At 62.7% G+C, this 19,935-nt stretch carries 20 protein-coding genes; 14 read left to right on the forward strand and 6 right to left on the reverse strand.

Translation table 11 applies throughout. From position 1 onward, the window contains the following. Positions 1-27: 27 nt before the first annotated feature. From AC1DD7_RS07510 to AC1DD7_RS07545, 8 genes are read left to right on the forward strand one after another with little or no spacing between them, the layout of a single operon-like run. A complete protein-coding gene (locus AC1DD7_RS07510; RefSeq protein WP_477514453.1) occupies positions 28-804 on the forward strand; it encodes a sugar phosphate isomerase/epimerase family protein in 777 nt (258 codons plus the stop codon). Then, positions 801-1,940, forward strand: coding sequence for a Gfo/Idh/MocA family protein (locus AC1DD7_RS07515; RefSeq protein WP_477514454.1), 1,140 nt, complete (start codon positions 801-803; stop codon positions 1,938-1,940). The genes AC1DD7_RS07510 and AC1DD7_RS07515 overlap by 4 nt, the downstream gene beginning before the upstream one ends. Positions 1,941-1,958: 18 nt before the next feature. Beyond that, positions 1,959-3,170 carry a Gfo/Idh/MocA family protein gene (locus tag AC1DD7_RS07520; protein ID WP_477514455.1) on the forward strand — a complete coding sequence of 404 codons (1,212 nt, stop codon included), beginning with the start codon at positions 1,959-1,961 and terminating at the stop codon, positions 3,168-3,170. Position 3,171: 1 nt separating this feature from the next. Further along, positions 3,172-4,173, forward strand: a complete 1,002-nt coding sequence (locus tag AC1DD7_RS07525; RefSeq protein WP_477514456.1) for a sugar phosphate isomerase/epimerase family protein — start codon at positions 3,172-3,174, stop codon at positions 4,171-4,173. 30 nt (positions 4,174-4,203) lie between these two features. Continuing rightward, positions 4,204-5,118: a TolB family protein gene (locus AC1DD7_RS07530; protein WP_477514457.1), complete on the forward strand. Its 915-nt coding sequence runs from the start codon at positions 4,204-4,206 to the stop codon at positions 5,116-5,118. A gap of 4 nt (positions 5,119-5,122) precedes the next feature. Further along, a complete protein-coding gene (locus AC1DD7_RS07535; protein WP_477514458.1) occupies positions 5,123-6,157 on the forward strand; it encodes a Gfo/Idh/MocA family protein in 1,035 nt (344 codons plus the stop codon). Beyond that, complete coding sequence (locus AC1DD7_RS07540; protein ID WP_477514459.1) at positions 6,154-6,630, forward strand: heme-degrading domain-containing protein; 477 nt, start codon at positions 6,154-6,156, stop codon at positions 6,628-6,630. The genes AC1DD7_RS07535 and AC1DD7_RS07540 overlap by 4 nt, the downstream gene beginning before the upstream one ends. Continuing rightward, positions 6,630-6,803, forward strand: coding sequence for a hypothetical protein (locus tag AC1DD7_RS07545; RefSeq protein ID WP_442017436.1), 174 nt, complete (start codon positions 6,630-6,632; stop codon positions 6,801-6,803). The genes AC1DD7_RS07540 and AC1DD7_RS07545 overlap by 1 nt, the downstream gene beginning before the upstream one ends. An 85-nt stretch (positions 6,804-6,888) precedes the next feature. Here AC1DD7_RS07545 and AC1DD7_RS07550 read toward each other — a convergent pair whose 3' ends face one another. The 3 genes from AC1DD7_RS07550 to AC1DD7_RS07560 all read right to left on the reverse strand — a co-directional run bounded on the left by AC1DD7_RS07550 (position 6,889) and on the right by AC1DD7_RS07560 (position 9,658). After that, the gene (locus AC1DD7_RS07550) at positions 6,889-7,314 is read right to left on the reverse strand and encodes a ChaB family protein (RefSeq protein WP_442017449.1); all 426 of its coding nucleotides are present in this window, start codon (positions 7,312-7,314) and stop codon (positions 6,889-6,891) included. A 101-nt stretch (positions 7,315-7,415) separates the two neighbouring features. Continuing rightward, positions 7,416-8,084 (reverse strand): response regulator, encoded by a 669-nt coding sequence (locus AC1DD7_RS07555; RefSeq protein WP_442017437.1) that lies wholly within the window; start codon positions 8,082-8,084, stop codon positions 7,416-7,418. 2 nt (positions 8,085-8,086) lie between these two features. Beyond that, entirely contained in the window at positions 8,087-9,658 is a 1,572-nt protein-coding gene (locus AC1DD7_RS07560; RefSeq protein ID WP_442017450.1) for a sensor histidine kinase, read from the reverse strand. A gap of 286 nt (positions 9,659-9,944) precedes the next feature. Between AC1DD7_RS07560 and AC1DD7_RS07565 the strand changes: the two genes are divergently transcribed. From AC1DD7_RS07565 to AC1DD7_RS07585, 5 genes are all read left to right on the forward strand, one after another. Beyond that, positions 9,945-10,955, forward strand: a complete 1,011-nt coding sequence (locus tag AC1DD7_RS07565; RefSeq protein WP_477514460.1) for a Bug family tripartite tricarboxylate transporter substrate binding protein — start codon at positions 9,945-9,947, stop codon at positions 10,953-10,955. Continuing rightward, positions 10,952-11,455 (forward strand): tripartite tricarboxylate transporter TctB family protein, encoded by a 504-nt coding sequence (locus tag AC1DD7_RS07570; RefSeq protein ID WP_216921747.1) that lies wholly within the window; start codon positions 10,952-10,954, stop codon positions 11,453-11,455. The genes AC1DD7_RS07565 and AC1DD7_RS07570 overlap by 4 nt, the downstream gene beginning before the upstream one ends. Next, positions 11,455-13,065: a tripartite tricarboxylate transporter permease gene (locus AC1DD7_RS07575; protein WP_477514461.1), complete on the forward strand. Its 1,611-nt coding sequence runs from the start codon at positions 11,455-11,457 to the stop codon at positions 13,063-13,065. Before AC1DD7_RS07570 ends, AC1DD7_RS07575 begins: the two co-directional genes overlap by 1 nt. Next, on the forward strand, positions 13,062-13,454 hold the full coding sequence (locus AC1DD7_RS07580; protein WP_442006904.1) for a universal stress protein: 393 nt from the start codon (positions 13,062-13,064) through the stop codon (positions 13,452-13,454). The genes AC1DD7_RS07575 and AC1DD7_RS07580 overlap by 4 nt, the downstream gene beginning before the upstream one ends. A gap of 88 nt (positions 13,455-13,542) precedes the next feature. After that, positions 13,543-14,073: an N-acetyltransferase family protein gene (locus tag AC1DD7_RS07585; RefSeq protein ID WP_477514462.1), complete on the forward strand. Its 531-nt coding sequence runs from the start codon at positions 13,543-13,545 to the stop codon at positions 14,071-14,073. A 32-nt stretch (positions 14,074-14,105) separates the two neighbouring features. Here AC1DD7_RS07585 and AC1DD7_RS07590 read toward each other — a convergent pair whose 3' ends face one another. Then, the gene (locus AC1DD7_RS07590) at positions 14,106-16,241 is read right to left on the reverse strand and encodes an amylo-alpha-1,6-glucosidase (RefSeq protein ID WP_477514463.1); all 2,136 of its coding nucleotides are present in this window, start codon (positions 16,239-16,241) and stop codon (positions 14,106-14,108) included. 40 nt (positions 16,242-16,281) lie between these two features. Then, positions 16,282-17,364, reverse strand: coding sequence for a glycosyltransferase family 4 protein (locus tag AC1DD7_RS07595; protein ID WP_477514464.1), 1,083 nt, complete (start codon positions 17,362-17,364; stop codon positions 16,282-16,284). A gap of 218 nt (positions 17,365-17,582) precedes the next feature. On the opposite strand from AC1DD7_RS07595, the gene AC1DD7_RS07600 reads away from it, so the two are divergent. Continuing rightward, entirely contained in the window at positions 17,583-18,284 is a 702-nt protein-coding gene (locus AC1DD7_RS07600; RefSeq protein WP_477514465.1) for a DsbA family oxidoreductase, read from the forward strand. A gap of 81 nt (positions 18,285-18,365) precedes the next feature. On the opposite strand, the gene arfA is transcribed toward AC1DD7_RS07600, so the two are convergent. Continuing rightward, positions 18,366-19,904 (reverse strand): arabinosylfuranosidase ArfA, encoded by a 1,539-nt coding sequence (arfA, locus tag AC1DD7_RS07605; protein ID WP_477514466.1) that lies wholly within the window; start codon positions 19,902-19,904, stop codon positions 18,366-18,368. Between the last annotated feature and the right edge of the window lie 31 nt (positions 19,905-19,935).

A 19,935-nucleotide genomic window follows, 5' to 3' on the forward strand; every position in this document is an offset into this window, starting at 1 on the left:
TCCGGGCGATCACCGAGAAGGAACCCAATGTCTTACTCACTCCAGCTCTACACCGTTCGCAACGCCATCCAGGAGGACCTGCCAGGCACCATCAGGAAGGTCGCCGAGATCGGCTTCACGCAGGTGGAACCGTACAACTTCGTGGCCACCGCCAAGGAACTCGGCGCTGCTTTGAGGGAGAACGGCCTCACCGCTCCGTCCGGGCACGCGCCCCTTTTGAGCCAGGACCAGGACGAGATCTTCGCCGCGGCCAAGGAACTGGGCATCACCACCGTGATCGATCCTTTCCTTCCCGCCGAGCACTGGCAGGACGCCGGGACTATCCAGTCCACCGCCGCAGCGCTGAACGCGGCAGCGAAGAAGGGCGCCGATTACGGCATTCGCGTTGGCTACCACAACCATGTGTGGGAGCTGGAGTCCACCATTGAGGGCCAGACCGCACTGGAGTACTTCGCGGGCCTGCTGGATCCGGAACTCGTCCTTGAGGTGGACACGTATTGGGCAGCTGTCGGGGGCCAAGACCCCGTTTCGCTGCTGGAGCGCCTGGGCGACCGGGTGAAGCTCATCCACATCAAGGACGGTCCGGCCACCACGGACACCAAGGCCCAGCAGCCCGCCGGCCAGGGAACGATCCCTGTCCTGGATATCATCGCCGCGGCCAAGTCCCTGGAAGTTGGCGTGGTGGAGTTCGATGACTACTCCGGCGATATTTTTGAGGGCATCACCGAGAGCCTGAGGTATTTGACGGCTGCGGCAAGCGCTCAGGCAGCTGAGGGAACTATTTCCGAGGAGGCAGGGGCATGAGCTTCACACCTTCAACCCGCAAAGGCCCAGTGGGCGTCGCCGTCATCGGTGCGGGCAACATCAGCAAACAGTATCTGGATAACATCACCACGTTCCCGGACGTGAAGGTCCTCGTGATCGCAGACCTCTTCGTCGAGGCCGCCGAGGCGCGGGCCAAGGAATACGGGATCCCCGAATTCGGTGCGCCCGAGCTGGCACTGAACCATCCCGACGTCGAGATCATCGTGAACCTGACCATCCCGGCAGCGCACGTCGAGGTTGCCACAGCCGCGATCAACGCCGGCAAGCACGTCTGGACGGAGAAGCCGTTCTCCCTGGACCGCGAGTCAGGACTTGGCCTGCTGAAGGCAGCCGACGCTGCGGGCATGCGGCTTGGTACCGCGCCTGATACATTCCTGGGCGCCGGGCTGCAGACCGCGCGCAGGATCATCGAGCGCGGGGACATCGGCACCCCGTTGACGGGAATGACCACGTTCCAGACGCCAGGCCCGGAATCCTGGCACCCGAACCCGGCGTTCTTGTTCCAGCACGGCGCCGGCCCGTTGTTCGACATGGGCCCGTACTACCTCACGGCCCTCATCCAGACTTTCGGCTCGGTCCGTAAGGTGGCCGCCGTCGGCTCCTCCGCGAAAGCGACCCGGGTCATTGGTTCCGGTCCGAAGGCGGGGGAGGAATTCGCCGTCGAGGTCCCCACCCATGTCTCCGCGATGGCGCAGTTCGAAAGCGGTGCGTCCTCGCACAGCGTGTTCTCGTTCGAGTCCCCGCGCCTGCGGATGGGGTTCGTGGAAATCACCGGCTCCGAAGCCACGCTCTCGCTGCCTGACCCGAACTATTTTGACGGCGACCTCAAGCTCTGGCGTCCAGGCGCGGAAGAACCCGAGATCATCCCGTCCACCGGACCGGCCAACGGTCGTGGCCTGGGCGTCCTGGACATGGCCCGTGCCCTGCGCTCAGGCGCCCCGCACCGCGCCACCGGCGAACTGGCCTATCACGTACTGGACACGATGGTCTCGATTTCCGAATCCGTGGAATCGGGCTCGTTCGTGGACGTCACCAGCAACGCGCCCGCTTCCGAGCCAGTCCCGGAGGACTGGGCGCCGGAAAGCGCAACTCTCCAGGCAACCGCAACTCCGTAAGTAACGAGGAACCACACCATGAGCACCCCCGCCCACACTGACCAGAGCCAGGGCACCCAGCAACCTACCCGCACCTTGGGGGTCGCCGCGATTGGCTATGCCTTCATGGGTAAAGCCCACTCGAACGCGTGGCGGAATGTGGCCAGCTTCTTCGACGTCCCGGCCTTCGAGCAAAAAGTGCTCGTCGGCCGGGACGCCGGTGCAGTCGCGGAAGCCGCGGCAAAGTACGGCTGGGCCGAGTCCGCCACGGACTGGCGGTCCGTCATTGAGCGGGACGACATCCACATCGTCGATATCTGCGCCCCGGGCTGGATGCACGCCGAAATCGCCATCGCCGCCCTCCAGGCCGGCAAACACGTCCTGGTGGAAAAGCCGCTGGCGAACACGATCGCCGAGGCCGAAGCCATGACTGCAGCCGCCGCTGCTGCCCGCGCCAAGGGCGTGCAGTCGATGATCGGCTTCAACTACCGGCGCGTACCCGCTCTTGCACTGGCCCGCGAACTGATCGCCGAAGGCCGCCTCGGCACTGTCCGCCACGTCCGGGCCGCCTACCTTCAGGACTGGCTCACCGACGCCGAATCGCCCATGACCTGGCGGCTCCGCAAGGAAACCGCCGGCTCCGGCGCGCTGGGCGACATCGCCTCGCACGCCATCGACCAAGTCCTGTTCCTCCTGGGTGATGCCGTCACCGAGGTCACGGGCCGCCTGCACACCTTCGTGAATCGCCGCCCGGGGCCGAATGGCCCCGAAGATGTCACGGTCGACGACGCCGCATGGGCCACGCTGACCCTCGCCTCCGGGGCAATCGCCTCGGTGGAAGTCAGCCGGGTAGCGACCGGCCAGAAGAACTCCCTGAAACTCGAAATCTACGGAGACAAAGGCACCATCCTGTTCGACCTCGAAGCGTTGAACGAGCTCGGCTTCCTCGATGCAACTGCCCCAGTCCGCGAGCAGGGTTTCCGCCGGATCCTCGTCAACGAACCGGAGCACCCCTACCTCGAAGCTTGGTGGCCGCAGGGTCACATCATCGGCTGGGAACACACCTTCACGCACCAGATCCGGGACTTCCTGTTGGCCATTCGGGACGGAAGCCAGCCGTCGCCGTCGTTCGAGGAAGGCCTGAACGTCCAGCATGTCCTCGCTGCCATCGAAGAATCCGCGGCGGCCAAAAGTTCACTGATCCAGCTTCACACCACCTCCCTAAACAGCACCCCTACTGAAGGAGCCTGACATGCCCCGCCCGTACACCCTGTTCACCGGCCAGTGGGCCGACCTCCCCTTCGAGGAAGTCGCCCGCCTCGCCTCGGGCTGGGGTTACGACGGCCTGGAAATCGCCGTCTCCGGAGACCACCTTGACGCCTGGCGGTGGGATGAACCCGGCTACGTCGAGTCCAAACTCGCCATCCTCGAGAAGTACAACCTCAAGGTCTGGGCCATCTCCAACCACCTCAAAGGCCAGGCTGTCTGCGATGACCCCATCGATTTCCGCCACGAAGCAATCGTCGGGTCCAAAGTCTGGGGTGACGGGGACCCCGAAGGCGTCCGTCAACGCGCCGCCGAAGAAATGAAACACACCGCCCGGCTCGCCCGCGCATTGGGGGTCGACACCGTGGTCGGGTTCACCGGGTCCTCCATCTGGCAGTACGTCGCCATGTTCCCGCCCGTCCCCGAAAAAGTCATCGACGCCGGCTACCAGGACTTCGCCGACCGGTGGAACCCCATCCTGGACGTATTCGATGAATGCGGGGTCCGCTTCGCCCACGAAGTCCACCCCAGTGAGATCGCCTACGACTACTGGACCACCGTCCGGACCCTGGAAGCGATCGGCCACCGGCCCGCGTTCGGCCTGAACTGGGACCCGTCCCACTTCATGTGGCAAGGCATCGATCCCGTGTCCTTCATCTGGGACTTCAAGGACCGCATCTACCACGTGGACTGCAAGGACACCAAGCTCCGGCCCACCGGCCGGAACACCGTGATGGGCTCCCACCTGCCCTGGGGAGATCCACGCCGTGGCTGGGACTTCGTTTCCGCCGGACGCGGAGACGTGCCCTGGGAATCCTCCTTCCGGGCCTTGGCCGCGATCGGCTACAACGGCCCCATCAGCATCGAATGGGAAGACGCCGGAATGGACCGCCTGCACGGCGCCCCCGAAGCCCTCGCCGCCCTGAAGAAATACGACTTCCCCGCCTCCCAAACCTCCTTCGACGCCGCCTTCAGCAGCAAAGACTAGTTCAGCAGCAAGGACCAGGAAAGGACCGACGTGATCCGCACCCTTCAATCCGGCCAGCGCTGCGAGGTGCGGATCGCGTCAGTCAGCGGGGAGTCGGCGCTGCTTTACAGCACCGACGAACTTCTTCTTGAGGCGCCCAACTGGACGCTGGACGGAAGCTCACTGATCCTCAACGGGGATGGCAAGCCATGGCGTTTCGATCTCGACGCGGGCTCTCTGGAACCTATCTCCCTCACGGGGGTCCCGGACCTGAACAACGACCACGTCCTGGCACCTGACGGCCAGGGCATCTTCGTCTCCGCGAACGACGGCCACATCTACCGTGCTTTACTGGGCGGCGGACCGGTCACGCGCATCACCGACGACGACGGCTCCTTCCATTTCCTCCACGGCGTCAGCCCGGACGGCAAGGAGTTGGCGTATGTGGGGATCGAAGCGGGGGACTTCACGCAGCCAGGTCGCCTGATGACCATAGCGTCCGACGGCGGCGCTACCGCCAGCGTTGATATCGGCCGCTTTGATATCGACCGCTTTGATATCGGTTCAGGGCACTGCGACGGGCCGGAATACTCGCCCGATGGGAAATGGCTCTACCTGAACACGGAGTCCTTTTCGACCACACCGGGTCACGCCCAGCTCGCCCGGGTTCGCGTCGACGGCACTGGCTTCGAGGGGCTCCTCGAATCCGAAACAGTCGACTGGTTCCCGCACATCTCCCCCGATGGCCGGTACGCCAGTTACATCCGGTTCCCAAGCGGAACCCTCGGACACCCCGCGGACCTGCCGGTCGCCGTCGTGCTTGTTTCTACAGACGACTGGGCCACGCCGCTGCATACATGGCCACTTTTCGGTGGCCAAGGTAGCCTCAACGTCAACAGCTGGTCGCCGGACTCCCGGCGTTTTGCGTATGTGGCCTACCCGCTTTCTGACTCGACGAAGGACTAAGCACGTGACCCTCAGCAATGGCACCTCCGACGGAACAATCCGCTGGGGCATCCTCGGCACAGGATTTATTGCCGGACTCCAGACGCAGGACCTGAAAGAGAACGGCTTTACCGTGCAGGCTGTGGGCTCGCGCTCATTGGAGTCCAGCAAAGCATTCGCTGAGCTGCATGGAGTGATGACCGCCCACGGCAGCTACGAGGACTTGGTGGCAGACCCGTTGGTTGACGTGGTCTACATCGCTACGCCGCACCCGTTCCATCATGCCAACGCACTCTTGGCGCTCAACGCCGGAAAGCATGTGCTGGTGGAGAAGGCCTTCACGATGAACGCCCGCCAAGCCCAGGAGATCGTGGACCTGGCCGAGTCCAAAGGCCTTGTGGCATTGGAAGCTATGTGGACGCGTTTCCTCCCGCACATGGTGCGCATCCGCGAACTCATCCAGGAAGGCACCATCGGCGAGGTCCGGAAGGTGGTTGCCAGCCACAACCAGAGCCTTCCCAAGGACCCTGCCCACCGGCTCAACGATCCCGCCCTGGGCGGTGGAGCGTTGCTGGACCTGGGCATCTACCCGATCTCCTTTACCTTCGACATCCTTGGTACGCCTGCCGTAATCCGGGCAAGCGCCTCCATGTCGGCCACCGGCGTGGACAGGCAAACGGCGGCGATCTTCGAGTACGCCGACGGGCAACAGGCCATAGTGGACTGTGAACTCGACGCCGCCAGCGCCAACCGCGCCATGGTGATTGGCACAGAGGGCTACATCGACATCGAACACACCTGGTACAACCAAGTGCCCTTCACCGTTTTCCGCGTTGATGGCGAGGTGGTGGAGCGTTTCGAGCAGCCCGTGAAGAGCCGGGGAATGCAGTACCAGGCGGCCGAGCTGGAACGCCTGATCCGCGCCGGTGAGACCGCCGGCACTATCCTGCCCCCGAGCGAAAGCGTGGCCATCATGGCGGCCATGGATGAAATCCGCCGCCAGATCGGGCTGTCGTACGCGGCGGATGCTGTTGTTTCAGAAGAAGGTGCAACGAAATGACTGAATCTGCGCGCCTTGTGGAGCTCCGCCAGCAAGAGGAAGAACTCGTCTTCGCAAGCTTTGACCACCACGACGCCTGGCGCCTCGGCTCGCTCATCGCCAACCACGCGATCGCGGCCGGTCATGGCGTTGCCATCGACATCCGGCGGCACAACCTTGTGCTCTTCCGCTGCGTCCTGCCCGGAGCCACTGCCGACCAGGAGGAGTGGATCCGCCGCAAGTCCGCCTCGGTGCTGCGTTTTGAACACAGCACGGCGCTGCTGACTGAGCAGTTCTCCGCCTGCACCCACAGCCCTCTGGGAGGCGGCTGGCTTGCCCATGACGATTACACGCTCGCCGGTGGCTCGTTCCCGATCCGTGTGCGCGGTGCGGGTGTGATTGGTGCGGTGACCGTTGCCGGATTGAGCTCTGACGAGGATCACCAAATGGTGGTTGATGGGATCCGGAATTATCTGAAGACGGTGGCGGGGTGATGTCAGCCGATGATCCAGAGTCCGTGCAGGAAACCCTCCACTGGCTATCCCAGCCCGGCATTCGCGAAGACCTTGCCCAGGCACGGCGCGACATCGCCGACGGCAATACCATCAGCGGCGACGATCTTCGCCGTGAATTCGAGTTGCCTATGAGAAAGTCTTACAAGATTTAGGAGACTTTATTGCGTTCTAATAAAGCGCCATAAGATGAATAAATCCCGGGCCGCTCCAAATTTGCACGGCCCAAGAGTGCAGAGACTAGCCCCCTCGCGCCTTCCGGGTTGCGGAGTCGTTGGCTTTCTGCAGCGCCGTGACGAGTTCATCCTTGCTCATTTTCGAACGGCCCTTGATGTCCAGCTCTTGGGCGCGCTGATAGAGATGTTCCTTGGAGGCGTTGGCGTCCACTCCCCCGGCGGTTGGTTTCGTTGATCCAATGCCCTCTTCCGCGTGCGGGTCCGAAGGACCGCGTTCCTCCTTCGCCTCCCAATGGTCGCCAACCTTCTCGTAGCTATGCTTCACCGCGGCAAAGGCGGTGCGGGCCGCCCGGCTCTCATCGTTGTCGTAGGTCTCCATAGCAGAGTCGTAGGTCTTGGCGAAAGTGTCCTGGGCCTTCTGCTCAGAACGCTGCAGCGTCGATGGGAGTTCGTCTTTACGGGCATGATCGTTCTTGCCGGTCTTAGGCATAATACTCACGCTCCTTTGTCAGAAAGCCTGATCATGGACGTGCACCCAGTTTATCAATTGACCCTTGGGGCAAGACGGACGGGCACCCCGTCACAAGCGGCTCACCGCCCCTTCAGCACATACCTTCTCTCAGGACGCCCGACGCCGTATTTGAGCCTCACTTCCAGCGCACCTTCATCGTGGAGGTACTCAAGGTAACGGCGGGCACTCACCCGGGAGGTCCCCAATTGCTCGGCAACTTCGGCGGCGGAGACGTCGCCGGGGGCCGATTTCAGTGCGGTCTCCACGAGTTCCAGTGTCTCCACGCTGCATCCCTTGGGCAGCGTACGTTGAGCAGAGTCCAGCCCGAATACCCGGTTGACATCCGATTGCTCGGCCACGTCCTTGGTAGCGTCCAGCCCTTGGTAAGCATTCAAATAGTGCTGCAATCGCTCCTGAAGATCAGACTGCGAAAACGGCTTGATCAGGTAGTGCACAATACCCCCGCGCAGTGCTTTGCGCACCGTCTCGGTTTCCCGGGCCGCGCTGATCACCAACACGTCAAGGTCCGGGGCAACGTCCCGGAGCTGATGCATCAGGTCCAGGCCGTTGACGTCCGGGAGGTGGATATCCAGCAGCACAAGGTCCGGCTGCAACCGCTGCGTCTCAAGGATGGCCTGCGCGCCAGTGTGCGCTACCCCCACGACGCCGAACCCGGGCGTCCGTTGGATGAAACCGGCGTGGACCTTGGCCACCATGAAGTCGTCATCCACAATCAAGACTTTGATCATGATTACACTGCCCCTTTATTGAATTGTGCGGTGAAAACTGCCCCGTGGTCGTTGGTTACCGTCAGGTCGCCACCGGACCGACGGCAGATCACCCGTGAGAGCGCCAGGCCGAAGCCGCGGGCGTCGCCGGGCCCCGGCTCCTTAGTGGAAAAGCCCTGACGGAAAATGTCCTCTGCGGAGTCGGAGGGCACGCCTGGTCCGTTGTCCCGGACGGTGACTGAAACACCGTCCGCTGAGTTGACCACCAACACACTCACCGACGCCCCAACCAGCCCAGTGACGGCGTCGAACGCGTTATCCACCAAGTTGCCCACCACAGTGGTGAGGTCCCGGGACAGTTCATCATCGACGCGCGGAAGCCCGGACTGCGGGTCGAGTTGCAGTTCCACGCCGCGCTCGGTGGCCAAACTGGCTTTGGCTATCAAGAGGGCTGCGAGCGCCGGGTCCTGGATACGGCTGGTCACTTCATCGTTGAGCCGGGTCCGGTCCACGGTGGCGCCGTTGACGAACTGCACCACGGAATCATATTCGCCAATCTGGATCAGGCCGGAAATGACGTGGAGTTGGTTTGCGAATTCGTGGGCTTGGGCACGCAAAGTGTCGGTCACGGTTCGCGTGGCACCGAGTTCACTCTCCAGGGACGACAACTCGGTCCGGTCCCTCAGGGTTGTCACGGAGCCGATGTCGCGCCCATGGGACTTCAGGGCCACCCTGTTCATGACTACCAGCCGGTCCCCCACGAGCACCAGTTGGTCGGGGTCTGACTGTTCCCGGGTTAATCCCACCTTCAGCGCGTGGTCCACATGGAGAGACCCAAGTTTTCGGCCCACACAGTCTGCGGGCAATCCGAGGAGTTGACGGGCGCTCTCATTTGCCACTGTAATCCGCTCGTGCGGGTCCAGCGCCACCACCCCTTCCTTGAGGCCTTGCAGCATCGCTTCACGGTTTTCCACGAGCCCGGTGATCTCCCGGGGCTCCATTCCGAGGGTTTGCCGTTTGACGCGACGGGACAGCAGAAGGGAACCGGCGACGCCCAGGACACTCGCGACGCCAAGGTAGGTGAGGAGGTTGGGGACCACGTCTTCCAGCCGTTCAAGGGCGGACGGATAGTTCCTGCTGATGGAGGCGATGCCGATCATGGTCCCGGAGTCGTCCAGTACCGGCACATGTGCTGAGAGAACTTTCCCTTCGTTGCCGGCAAGGACTCCGGTCCAGGCCCGGCCTTCCTTGACCCTGCTGTCGCCCAGCAGGAGCGGCTTGCCCAGCTGGCTGGGATCCGAGGACGTCACTACTGTGCCATCCAGCTTTGCGAGTGCCACGTGGGAAGATCCAGATACAGTGCGAATGGACTCGGCCACGGCGGGAAGGGATGACCCGTTGCGGGGTTCGGCGGTGGGCAACAGGGCGCGCACAGTGGGGTTGTTGCCCAGGGCCTCTGCCGCGGACAATGCCCGGCGTCCTTCAGTGCGTTCAAAAGCAGCAGCAGATTGGGCCAGGGAGATGGCTACAACAGCGACCAGGACCGCCAGGACGATCAACAACTGCAGCACAAGGTACTGCCCTGCCAAGGACATTCCTCTTCGTCGAGTCACTGTTTGGATCCTTTGATGATTCCACTATGCAAGGGCCGTTAACAGCTTCAAAAGCAGTCCGCCTTGGCGTATCGGAACTATACCCTAAGCACGCTGAGCACCAGCGGGGCCAGGCCCTATGCGAAGGCAAAGGCGTGAACGCAATGAACTTAAAGATCACTGCGAACACAAGAGTGATGACCGTCACGCCGGCACCTAGCATCAATTCACGGGGGCACAACGCTGATCGCCCCGCACTGAATTTTTCGATGATGAGAAGAGGAACACCATGCGCCAGATCCGCGCATTGCGAGTCGCCGCCGTCGCTGCCGGCATCGCCCTGATGGCCACCGGTTGCGGCGCCACAGGTAAGAGCTCCACTGGTTCTGCCAGCTCCGGCGCTGCAGCCGGACCCGTCACCGGACTCCAGATCATGGTTCCCAATACTCCCGGCGGCGGTTACGACACCACCGCACGGGCAGCCGCCAAGGTGCTCGACGACGAGAAGATCGCCAACAACACGGAGGTGTTCAACCTTGCAGGTGCAGGCGGCACGGTGGGTCTCGCCCGCGTCGTCAACGAAAAGGGCAACGGGGACCTCACCATGCTCATGGGTCTGGGTGTTGTGGGTGCCAGTTACACCAACAAGTCCGAGTCGAAGCTGACCCAGACCACCCCGCTGGCACGGCTCATTGAAGAGCCCGGCGCCATCATGGTCAGCAAGGACTCCCCATACAAGACCATCGATGACCTCGTGAAGGCTTGGAAGGCAGATCCAGGTTCGATCTCCGTGGGTGGCGGTTCCTCGCCTGGTGGTCCCGACCACCTCTTGCCCATGCAGTTGGCAGGCGCAGTTGGCATTGACGCCACGAAGGTCAACTACGTCGCTTATGACGGCGGTGGAGATCTCCTTCCAGCCATCCTGGGCAACAAGCTTGGCTTCGCTGCTTCCGGTGCCGGCGAGTACCTTCAGCAGATCAAGTCCGGTGAAGTACGCGTCCTGGCCACCAGTGGCGAGAAGCGTCTTGAAGGTGTTGACGCTCCCACGCTGAAGGAGTCCAAGATCGATCTGGTCTTCACCAACTGGCGTGGCATGGTGGCCCCTCCGGGCATCAGCGAGGACGACAAGAAGTCCCTGATTGCCGCACTGGAGAAGATGCACGAATCCGCTGGCTGGAAAGAAGCTCTCAAGACCCACAGCTGGACCGACGCCTTCATCACCGGTGACGAGTTCCAGAAGTTCCTGACGGACCAGGACAAGCGGGTGGCGGACGTGCTCACCAAGCTTGGCTTGGCGTGAGCACTCTGGCAACAGGCCTCAAAGGCCGCGCCGAGCTGGGGGTAGCCCTCCTGCTCGGCGCGGTAGGCGTCCTTGTCTTCCTCGACGCCAACGGCCTGGTGACCCCATATTCGAAGTCGGACCCGGTAGGGCCCAAGGCGGTTCCCTTCGTTGTTGCCGGGCTCCTGGTGGTCTGCGCAATTCTGCTGGCCATCAACGTTCTCCGCGGTGGCAAGGGTGAGGTGGAAGGCGGCGAGGACATTGACCTCGCGCACCCCGCCGATTGGAAGACCGTGCTTCCTCTTGCAGGAGCATTCATCCTCAACATCCTGCTCATCGACTGGGCCGGCTGGGTCATCTCCGGCACTGTCCTGTTCTGGGGCAGCGTGCTGGCACTTGGCAGCCGGCACTACGTCCGTGACGGGATCATCTCCGTTGCACTATCCCTGGCCACCTTCTACGGCTTCTACCTCGGCCTTGGCATTGCGTTGCCGGCCGGACTCCTGGAAGGAATCCTCTGATGGACGTCTGGTCCTCTTTGATGGACGGTTTCGCAACCGCCCTCACCCCCATGAACCTCTTGTACGCCATGATCGGCGTGCTCCTGGGTACGGCCGTTGGTGTTCTGCCAGGGCTCGGCCCGGCCATGACTGTGGCGCTGCTGCTTCCTGTTACGGCCGCTCTTGAGCCCACCAGCGCCTTTATTATGTTCGCCGGCATCTACTACGGCGGCATGTATGGCGGCTCAACAACTTCCATCCTGCTGAACACACCCGGCGAATCGTCGTCTGTTGTGACGGCCATCGAGGGCAACAAGATGGCTAAAGCCGGCCGGGCAGCCCAAGCGCTGGCGACTGCGGCCATTGGTTCCTTTATTGCCGGTACCATCGGTACGGCCCTGCTGGCAGGTCTTGCACCGTTGGTGGTTCAGTTCGCCGTGAGCCTGGGCGCACCGAGTTACTTCGCCATCATGATCCTCGCTTTGCTGGCCGTCACCGCAGTCCTGGGTTCATCCCGGCTCAGGGGCTTTGCCTCCTTGGGACTGGGCTTGGCCATCGGTTTGGTGGGCATTGACTCCGTTACGGGACAGCGCCGCCTGACATTCGGTCAGCCGATGCTGGCCGACGGCCTGGACATCGTGGTGGTGGCAGTGGCCATCTTCGCCGTGGGTGAAGCACTGTGGGTTGCCGCGCACTTGCGGCGTTCACCGCTTCACATCATTCCCGTCGGACGGCCTTGGATGGGCAAGAAGGACTGGGCCCGCTCCTGGAAACCCTGGTTGCGTGGCACGGCGTTCGGCTTCCCGTTTGGTGCACTCCCCGCCGGTGGTGCCGAGATCCCCACCTTCCTCTCCTATGTCACCGAGAAACGGCTGACCAAATATCCGGAGGAATTCGGCAAGGGAGCCATCGAAGGCGTCGCGGGCCCGGAGGCGGCCAATAACGCTGCAGCCGCCGGGACCCTGACCCCAATGCTTGCCCTCGGCCTGCCCACCAACGCCACAGCCGCCGTCATGCTCGCGGCTTTCACCTCCTACGGCATCCAGCCCGGTCCGCAGCTGTTCTCCAGCCAAGGTCCCCTGGTGTGGGCGCTCATCGCGAGCCTCTTCATCGGCAACCTGCTGCTCCTGCTCATCAACCTGCCCCTTGCACCCCTGTGGGCAAAGCTGCTGCAGCTTCCGCGGCCCTACCTCTACGCCGGCATCCTTTTCTTCGCTACGTTGGGCGCCTACTCGGTGAACCTGCAGGCGTTCGACCTGGTGATCCTGCTGGTGCTCGGAGCCTTGGGATTCATGATGCGGCGCTTCGGGCTACCTGTGTTGCCCCTGATTCTGGGCGTCATCCTCGGCCCGCGCATCGAAGGCCAGCTGCGCAGGACTCTCCAGCTGTTCGCCGGTGACCCCGCCGGGCTGTGGAGCGAGCCAATCGCCGTCGTCGTCTACATCATCGTGGCTATCGTCATCCTCTGGCCGCTGCTCTTCAAGCTGGTCCGCCGCAACCGTCCGGTGCCAGCCAGCGTGGTCCCGGCGCACCCCAGTGAAGCACTCCTGACGGAGGACGCCGCCATCCAAGCAGACAAAACCACCACCCCGCTCCAGCACGACATCCACCACAACAAGGAGAAGCCATGACCATCGTGGTGGGCTACGTCCCCACGCCCGAGGGCGAAGCCGCATTGACCCAAGCCATTGCCGAAGCCAAGAAAAGCAACGACACCCTGCTGGTGATCAATTCTTCCAAGGGCGACGCCTTGGTGGACAACAGGTATGCGCAGGAACCGGAGATCCAGACCATCGAGGAGCGCCTTGCCCTGCAAGGCATCGAGCACATCATCAAGCAGCCCGTCCGCGGCCACGATGCCGCTGCTGAGGTACTGGATGCGGCGGACGAGCACAACGCGGAGCTGATTGTGATTGGCCTCCGCCGCCGCAGCCCGGTAGGCAAACTCATCATGGGCAGCGTCTCGCAACGGATCCTGTTGGAAGCGGACTGCCCGGTGCTCGCGGTGAAAGCCGACTAAACGCAAAACCGGGAGATTGTGAACAACTAATGCCCTTAAGATTCGTTCTTAGGGGCATTAGCCGTTCACAAACTGCAAGGAGGGCCACGTGGCCGAGACCATTCGAACAGCAACAGCGGACGACGCCGGGAAGCTGGCTGAGCTTGCGGCCGTCACCTTCCCGCTGGCGTGCCCACCGGGCGCCTCACCGGCGGACATACAGGCCCATCTCGAGAAGACGCTCGCCGAAGCGAACTTTGTGGATTACCTCGCCGATCCGAACATCACCATTTTGGTGCTCGACGACGACGGCCAGCTCAACGGGTACACCATGCTGATTGCCAAGCCGGCAGGCGACCCGGATGTAGCTTCTGTCCTCTCGGCGCTCCCCTCCACGGAACTCAGCAAGTGCTACGTCCACCCGGACCACCACGGCCAAGGAGCCGCATCCCGCCTCATGAAGGCCTCCATCGCCGACGCGGCGGAGAAGGGCGCGGCCGGACTCTGGCTCGGCGTTAACAGTGAAAACGCCAAGGCCATCCGTTTCTACGAAAAGAGTGGTTTTCAGAGGGTGGGCACCAAGTCCTTCAAACTGGGCGACACCGTGGAACATGATTTCGTCATGGAGCACGCGCTCTAGCCAATGGCAGCTCGGCCTGAGGCCGTGGCCAGCTAGCCGAACAAGTCCCCCGCCAAGGGTGGTCGGGGATCGGAGTGCAACTCCAAGCCGGCCGGCAATCCTGTCACGGTGCCATTGCCCGCGGAAGCCTGGATGGTGACCCGCGAGCGCCCCAGCAGCACGTTTTCGGCTTTGAACTCCCCGAACGCGTCCGGGAGGATGGGCGCCAGATGGAGTACTTTCCTGGTGAAATCGGGGTCAAACCGCAGCAGGATGCGGGCCAGCTGAATCGGGGCCGCAGCCGCCCACGCCTGCGGGGAACACGCCGTCGGATAGGGCACCGGCTCCGGGAAGTCCGAGCGGTCAAAGCCGCAGAACAGTTCCGGAAGCTGACCGCCAAAGTGCTCAGCGGCGTCGAACAATCCACTCGCTACCCGGCTGGCTTCCTTGACGAAGCCGTACCGCATGAGTCCAGTCGCCACGAGAGCCGTATCGTGCGGCCAGACCGAGCCGTTGTGGTAGCTGACGGGGTTGTAAGCTCCCATGTCCGAACCCAGGGTGCGGATCCCCCAGCCCGTGAACATCTCAGGCGACATCAGCCGCTCCGCCACAAGTGCAGCCTTGTCCTCGTCCACAATGCCCGTCCACAAACAGTGGCCCATGTTGGACGTACAGGAATCCACGGGTTTCTTGTCCTTATCCAGGGCAAGGGCGAAATAGCCCTTGTCCGGCAGCCAGAAAGCCTCGTTGAACGCATCCTTCAGCGCTTCGGCCCGGTCGGCGCAACGGCGCTCGACGGCGGTATCGCCCGCGGCGCGCGCCAGCAGCGAACGCCCAACGTAGGCGCCGTAGGCGTAGGCCTGGACCTCGCACAGGGCAATGGGGGTTTCAGCGATCTTGCCGCCGGCGAAGTTGATGCCGTCCCAGGAGTCCTTCCACCCTTGATTGATCAGGCCGTGGCTGTTGGGGCGTTGGTATTCGATGAACCCGTCGCCATCCCGGTCACCGTAGTTTTCCATCCAGGAGATAGCACGATCGGCATGGGGAAGGAGGGACTCGATGATGTCCGCGCCCAAGCCCCATCGGCTCAGCTCCCCCAGCAGCATGACGAAGAGAGGGGTCGCATCGATCGTCCCGTAGTAGGCGGTTCCGCCCAAGGAGAGTCCTGCGGTGACTCCCAGCCTCACCTCGTGGGGCATCCGGCCCGGTTCTTCCTCGGAGTCGACGTCCTCTTTGCTGCCCTGAAGTCCGGCCAGTGTTTGCAACGAGCCCGCTGCCAGTCCGGGATCCACCATGAGTGACATGTACGACGCCACGATAGAGTCGCGTCCAAAAAGTGCCATGAACCAGGGTGCGCCTGCTGCGACTGCAGCACGCCCAGGGTGTTCGTGGTCGAAGATCCGCAACGAACCAAGATCGCTCTGGCTTCGTTCCAGGACTTCCTCAACGTTTCTGTCCGTGACAGCGATCCGGGGAATGTGCTCTGCCCACGCCATGTGCCGCCGTACCCCAATGGTGTGGTGCAGCGCCGTGGTTTCCGTGAACGGGTCATCGGGTCGTTTTCCGTTGATCAACGGAATGGCAATGACGCTGGTACTCCATTGACTGCGGGGAGGGATGGTGATGTGGAACGTTAATCCTTCCGGATTCGCTTTGGCTCCCGAAGCCCGGAACACCACGCCACGGCGTTCCCCGTTGGCGTGGACGGACTCAATGTGCAGCTCCTTCTTGTGGGCAGTCTTCTCGGCGGCTCCTGCCCTGCTTGCCCGGCCACCCTTGACGTCGAAGAGGTCTGCGAGGTCGGCGTCGATGAGCAACTCGATTTCGCACGGCGCCGGCTGGCCGGAGTAGTTCCTGATGGTGAGATCATCCCGCAGGCCGGCGCCCACGTGCCGCTCATGCTGGACCACCAGCGGACTGTCGAAGCGGCCATCGCTGGAGCAGGCCCGGCCAACATATTCGGCCTGAAAGGCGGTTCGGTTGGTGGTGACCAATGGTTCCCGAAGGGCACCGTTGATCCTGAGGATCCAACGCGACACGATCCGGGTGTCCTGGTAGTAGGTGCCTTGGGAGCCGCCGCCGTGGATGTCACCGGAATGGGCTGAGATGCAGAAGGATGAACCTTCGACGATGGTCACGGCGCCCAGCTCGGAAGCGCCTGCCTCCGTATCGGCGTTCCAAGCAGTCATGGCCCACGAAGCCTTCCTCGGGAAATGTCCTGCTTATCAATCACAGGTTGATGGGGGCTTGCCTCTGATTGTCTTGCAACTTGCCGTCGCCGGGAAGGCCTCCGGCCTTGAATTCTTCGATGACCGTGGCATAAAGCTCCAGATGGTCCGCCGCCATCCGTGCTGCGTTGAAATACTCATCCACGGTACGCCGGCACTCCGCACGGCTAAGCCCTTGCACGTCCTGTACAAACCCTGCGAGTTCATTGGTCTGCGCGAGATATCCTGTGACGCCATGCTGGACTATTTCCGGTGCCGCGCCCATGGGGGTGGACAGAACTGGTGTTCCTGTGGCCAACGCCTCAATCATGACCAGCCCGAACGGTTCATGCCACTGGATGGGGTTGATCAGGGCCATCGCTCCACCCATCAGTTCGTACTTCTCCGGATCTGAGAGTTCGCCGAGGAATTCTTCCTGTGACCCAAGGATCGGCTCCACGACGTCGTGGAAGTAGTCCCGCTCCTCCTTGGCATGCATCTTGGCCGCGATGCGCAGCGGCACACCGGCCTCGCGGGCAACTGCCACCGCCTCCAGCAAGCCTTTGTCCGGGCACATACGTCCAACAAAGCATGCGTAGCCGCCGGCCCCGTCGCCGACAGAAACCGTGGACAGGTCCAGGCCATGGTGGATGACTGCGGATATTTGCAGGTCGGAAATGCGGCTGCATTGGTCACGCGAAATGCCGATGATTGCGGTGTCCTGGGCCATATCCCGGTAGAGCCCTGCATACCTCGGTGTCAGCGGGCCATGGACGGTGGTCACTACGGGAACACCCGGCGGCCGGTGGGCGTAGAGGGGCCCGGCAAGGGTGTGGTCGTGGATAATGTCCACGTCCTTCATGCCGGCATAAGCCTTGATGACGTGGTGCAACTCGCTGAGCGTCTGCCCCAACTCTTCAGGCTCGCTCGGCCCAAAGCCCCGCAATTGGGGAACCGGGCAAGTACTGTCGGCTGCCGTGGCCAGGAGCACCTCGTGCCCGGCATCGGCCAAGGCCCGCGCCAAGGCGTCCACCACCCGCTCCGTGCCGCCATACCGTTCCGGGGGCACTGTGAACCATGGCCCAACGATGAGTCCAATGCGCATGCTGAAGGCCTCCACAAATATGCGAACCCACGCACGGGGTTCAACCTCGTGTTGATCGCGGCCCCAGACACACGCGATTCCTGGGGCGAAGAGCGCCCCACCGGCTAGCTGCATAACCTGCTTCACACATTAGGCTGGGCACGCCCGCCCCGGCAATGGGTGACGAAAATAACAGACTTTTCCGGAATGCCCCCGCGGCCCTGGAGGTTGATCACAGCATGAAGATTGAGATCTGGTCCGACGTCGCGTGTCCGTGGTGCTACATCGGCAAGCGCCGTTTTGAGACTGCCCTGGCACAGTTCCCGCACCGTGATTCCGTGGACATTGAGTGGAAGAGCTACCAGCTGGATCCCTCAATCCCGGAGCACTATGACGGCACGGAACTGGATTATCTGAGCAAGCGCAAAGGCATGGCTCCGGAGCAGGTCAAGCAGATGTTCGCCCACGTCACGGAGACCGCCAAGGGCGAAGGCTTGGACTACCAGTTCGACAAGGTAGTGGTTGCCAACAGCTTCACGGCTCACCGCCTCATCCACCTGGCCGCAGCCCATGGCCGCCAGGATGCCGCGAAGGAACGCCTGCTCAGCGATCACTTTGAGCATGGCAAGGACATCGGCAACCAGGAGTATCTGACGGAACTTGGCACCGCTCTGGAACTCCCCGCGGGCGAAGTGGCGGAGCTGTTCACCACTGACAAATATTCAGACGCCGTCAACGAGGACATCAATGAAGCGCGCGCCATCGGCGTCACCGGCGTTCCGTTCTTCGTCATCGACCGCAAGTACGGCATCTCGGGCGCCCAGCCGGCTGAGCTCTTCAGTGAGGCGCTGAACCAGGCATGGCAGGAAGCCAATCCCCTGATCCCCGTGGGCGCATCCGACGCCGAGGCCTGCGGTCCGGACGGCTGCAGCGTCAATTAAAACAACGCGAGGTCACTTATGGCCCATAATCCCCCTCGGGATAGGCCATAAGTGACCCAGCGTTGCTCTTAAAGGGCGGCGCTAGGCCTTCACAACCTCAAGCTCGACGACGGCCCAGGACAATGCGGGCAGCGTGAGCCGAAGCTCCGAACCAGTCGCCTTGACGCCTTCCAGCGGCTTCAGACCGACGCGGCCCTGCTGGTCCTGCGTGTTGGTGGTGAACCTGTCGCCGCCCTCGGGGATCTCCAGGACTTCGGCGCGGAGAACCTGGCGGGCGTCGAAGCCGCGCAGGGCAACCTCGACGTCGGCAGCTTCTTCCAGCCCGCGGTTCGCGAAGAACAATGCCGCCCGGCCCGTTTCCTCGTTCCACGTCGCGCTGACGTCCACAAGGTCCGTGTCCCCGAAGCGGCTGTTCGAGTACTTGTCCGAGTCCACCGAAAGCCGAAGGATCTGGCCCTTGGCGAGCTCAGCCATCCGCGCGAACGGGTGGAAAATGGTCTGCTTCCAGGCCGGTCCGTTCTCTTCTGACAGGATGGGCGCGATGACGTTGACCAGTTGCGCCTGGTTGGCGATCTTGACGCGGTCGCCATGGCGGAGCAGCGAGTTGAGCAGGGTGCCCACCACCACGGCATCCGTCACGTTGTACTTGTCCTCGATGATGCGGGGGTGCTCGCGCCAACCAGCCTTGATCACGTTGTGAGGCTGGTCCTCAGTGTCCAGGCCGCGCTGGTACCAGACGTTCCATTCGTCGAAGGACAGGTTGATGTGCTTCTTGTGCTTGCCCTTGGCCCGCACGGCGTCCGCGGTGGCGATCACTGACTCGATGAAGTAGTCGGTATCGACGGCGGATGCCAGGAAGCTGCCGACGTCGCCTTCGTGCTCGTAGTAGTAGGCATGGAGGGAAACGTAATCCACCTCGTCGTAGGTGTGGGTGAGGACCGTCTGCTCCCAGGCACCAAACGTTGGCATCCGGGAGTTGGAGCTGCCGCACGCAACAAGCTCAATGTCAGGGTCCACGAAGCGCATGGCCTTGGCCGCTTCCTGGGCAAGTCGCCCATACTCCTCGGCGGTCTTGTGGCCGATCTGCCAAGGACCGTCCATTTCATTCCCCAGGCACCACAGCTTGATATCGAACGGGTCCTTGTGGCCGTTCTTGGCGCGCAGATCGGACCAGTAGCTCCCGCCGGGGTGGTTGGCGTACTCCACGATCTCGCGGGCAGCATCCACTCCCCTGGTGCCCAGGTTGATGGCTTCCATGATTTCCGTGCCGGCCTGCTTGGACCAATCCACGAACTCGTGCAGGCCGAAAGCATTCGTCTCCACCGTGTGCCAGGCACCGTCCAGGCGGCGGGGCCGGGTTTCGCGCGGGCCGATGCCGTCTTCCCAGTTATAGCCGGAGACGAAGTTGCCGCCGGGGTACCGGATGACGGTGGCGCCCAGTTCCTTGACCAGCTTCAGGACGTCCTGGCGGAAGCCGTTCTCGTCGGCCTCAGGGTGTCCGGGTTCGTAGATGCCGCTGTACACACAGCGGCCCATGTGTTCCACGAAGGAGCCGAAGAGGCGTCTAGGTACCTCGCCGATGGTGAAATCGCGATCGAGGGTGATGCGTGCGCGGGACATGTATCTCCTTGGTTGTGTTCAAAAGGTGGTG

Source organism: Paenarthrobacter sp. 10L412 (assembly GCF_056395565.1).

Excerpts from the sequence above, each read along its gene's own strand:
- AC1DD7_RS07575 (WP_477514461.1), top strand. The coding sequence starts at position 11,455 with ATGGACGTCTGGTCCTCTTTGATGGACGGTTTCGCAACCGCCCTCACC.
- AC1DD7_RS07595 (WP_477514464.1), bottom strand. The coding sequence starts at position 17,364 with ATGCGCATTGGACTCATCGTTGGGCCATGGTTCACAGTGCCCCCGGAA.
- AC1DD7_RS07515 (WP_477514454.1), top strand. The coding sequence starts at position 801 with ATGAGCTTCACACCTTCAACCCGCAAAGGCCCAGTGGGCGTCGCCGTC.
- AC1DD7_RS07565 (WP_477514460.1), top strand. The coding sequence starts at position 9,945 with ATGCGCCAGATCCGCGCATTGCGAGTCGCCGCCGTCGCTGCCGGCATC.
- AC1DD7_RS07545 (WP_442017436.1), top strand. The coding sequence starts at position 6,630 with ATGTCAGCCGATGATCCAGAGTCCGTGCAGGAAACCCTCCACTGGCTA.
- AC1DD7_RS07520 (WP_477514455.1), top strand. The coding sequence starts at position 1,959 with ATGAGCACCCCCGCCCACACTGACCAGAGCCAGGGCACCCAGCAACCT.
- AC1DD7_RS07590 (WP_477514463.1), bottom strand. The coding sequence starts at position 16,241 with ATGACTGCTTGGAACGCCGATACGGAGGCAGGCGCTTCCGAGCTGGGC.
- AC1DD7_RS07555 (WP_442017437.1), bottom strand. The coding sequence starts at position 8,084 with ATGATCAAAGTCTTGATTGTGGATGACGACTTCATGGTGGCCAAGGTC.
- AC1DD7_RS07525 (WP_477514456.1), top strand. The coding sequence starts at position 3,172 with ATGCCCCGCCCGTACACCCTGTTCACCGGCCAGTGGGCCGACCTCCCC.
- AC1DD7_RS07600 (WP_477514465.1), top strand. The coding sequence starts at position 17,583 with ATGAAGATTGAGATCTGGTCCGACGTCGCGTGTCCGTGGTGCTACATC.
- arfA (WP_477514466.1), bottom strand. The coding sequence starts at position 19,904 with ATGTCCCGCGCACGCATCACCCTCGATCGCGATTTCACCATCGGCGAG.
- AC1DD7_RS07510 (WP_477514453.1), top strand. The coding sequence starts at position 28 with ATGTCTTACTCACTCCAGCTCTACACCGTTCGCAACGCCATCCAGGAG.
- AC1DD7_RS07540 (WP_477514459.1), top strand. The coding sequence starts at position 6,154 with ATGACTGAATCTGCGCGCCTTGTGGAGCTCCGCCAGCAAGAGGAAGAA.
- AC1DD7_RS07550 (WP_442017449.1), bottom strand. The coding sequence starts at position 7,314 with ATGCCTAAGACCGGCAAGAACGATCATGCCCGTAAAGACGAACTCCCA.
- AC1DD7_RS07560 (WP_442017450.1), bottom strand. The coding sequence starts at position 9,658 with ATGTCCTTGGCAGGGCAGTACCTTGTGCTGCAGTTGTTGATCGTCCTG.
- AC1DD7_RS07580 (WP_442006904.1), top strand. The coding sequence starts at position 13,062 with ATGACCATCGTGGTGGGCTACGTCCCCACGCCCGAGGGCGAAGCCGCA.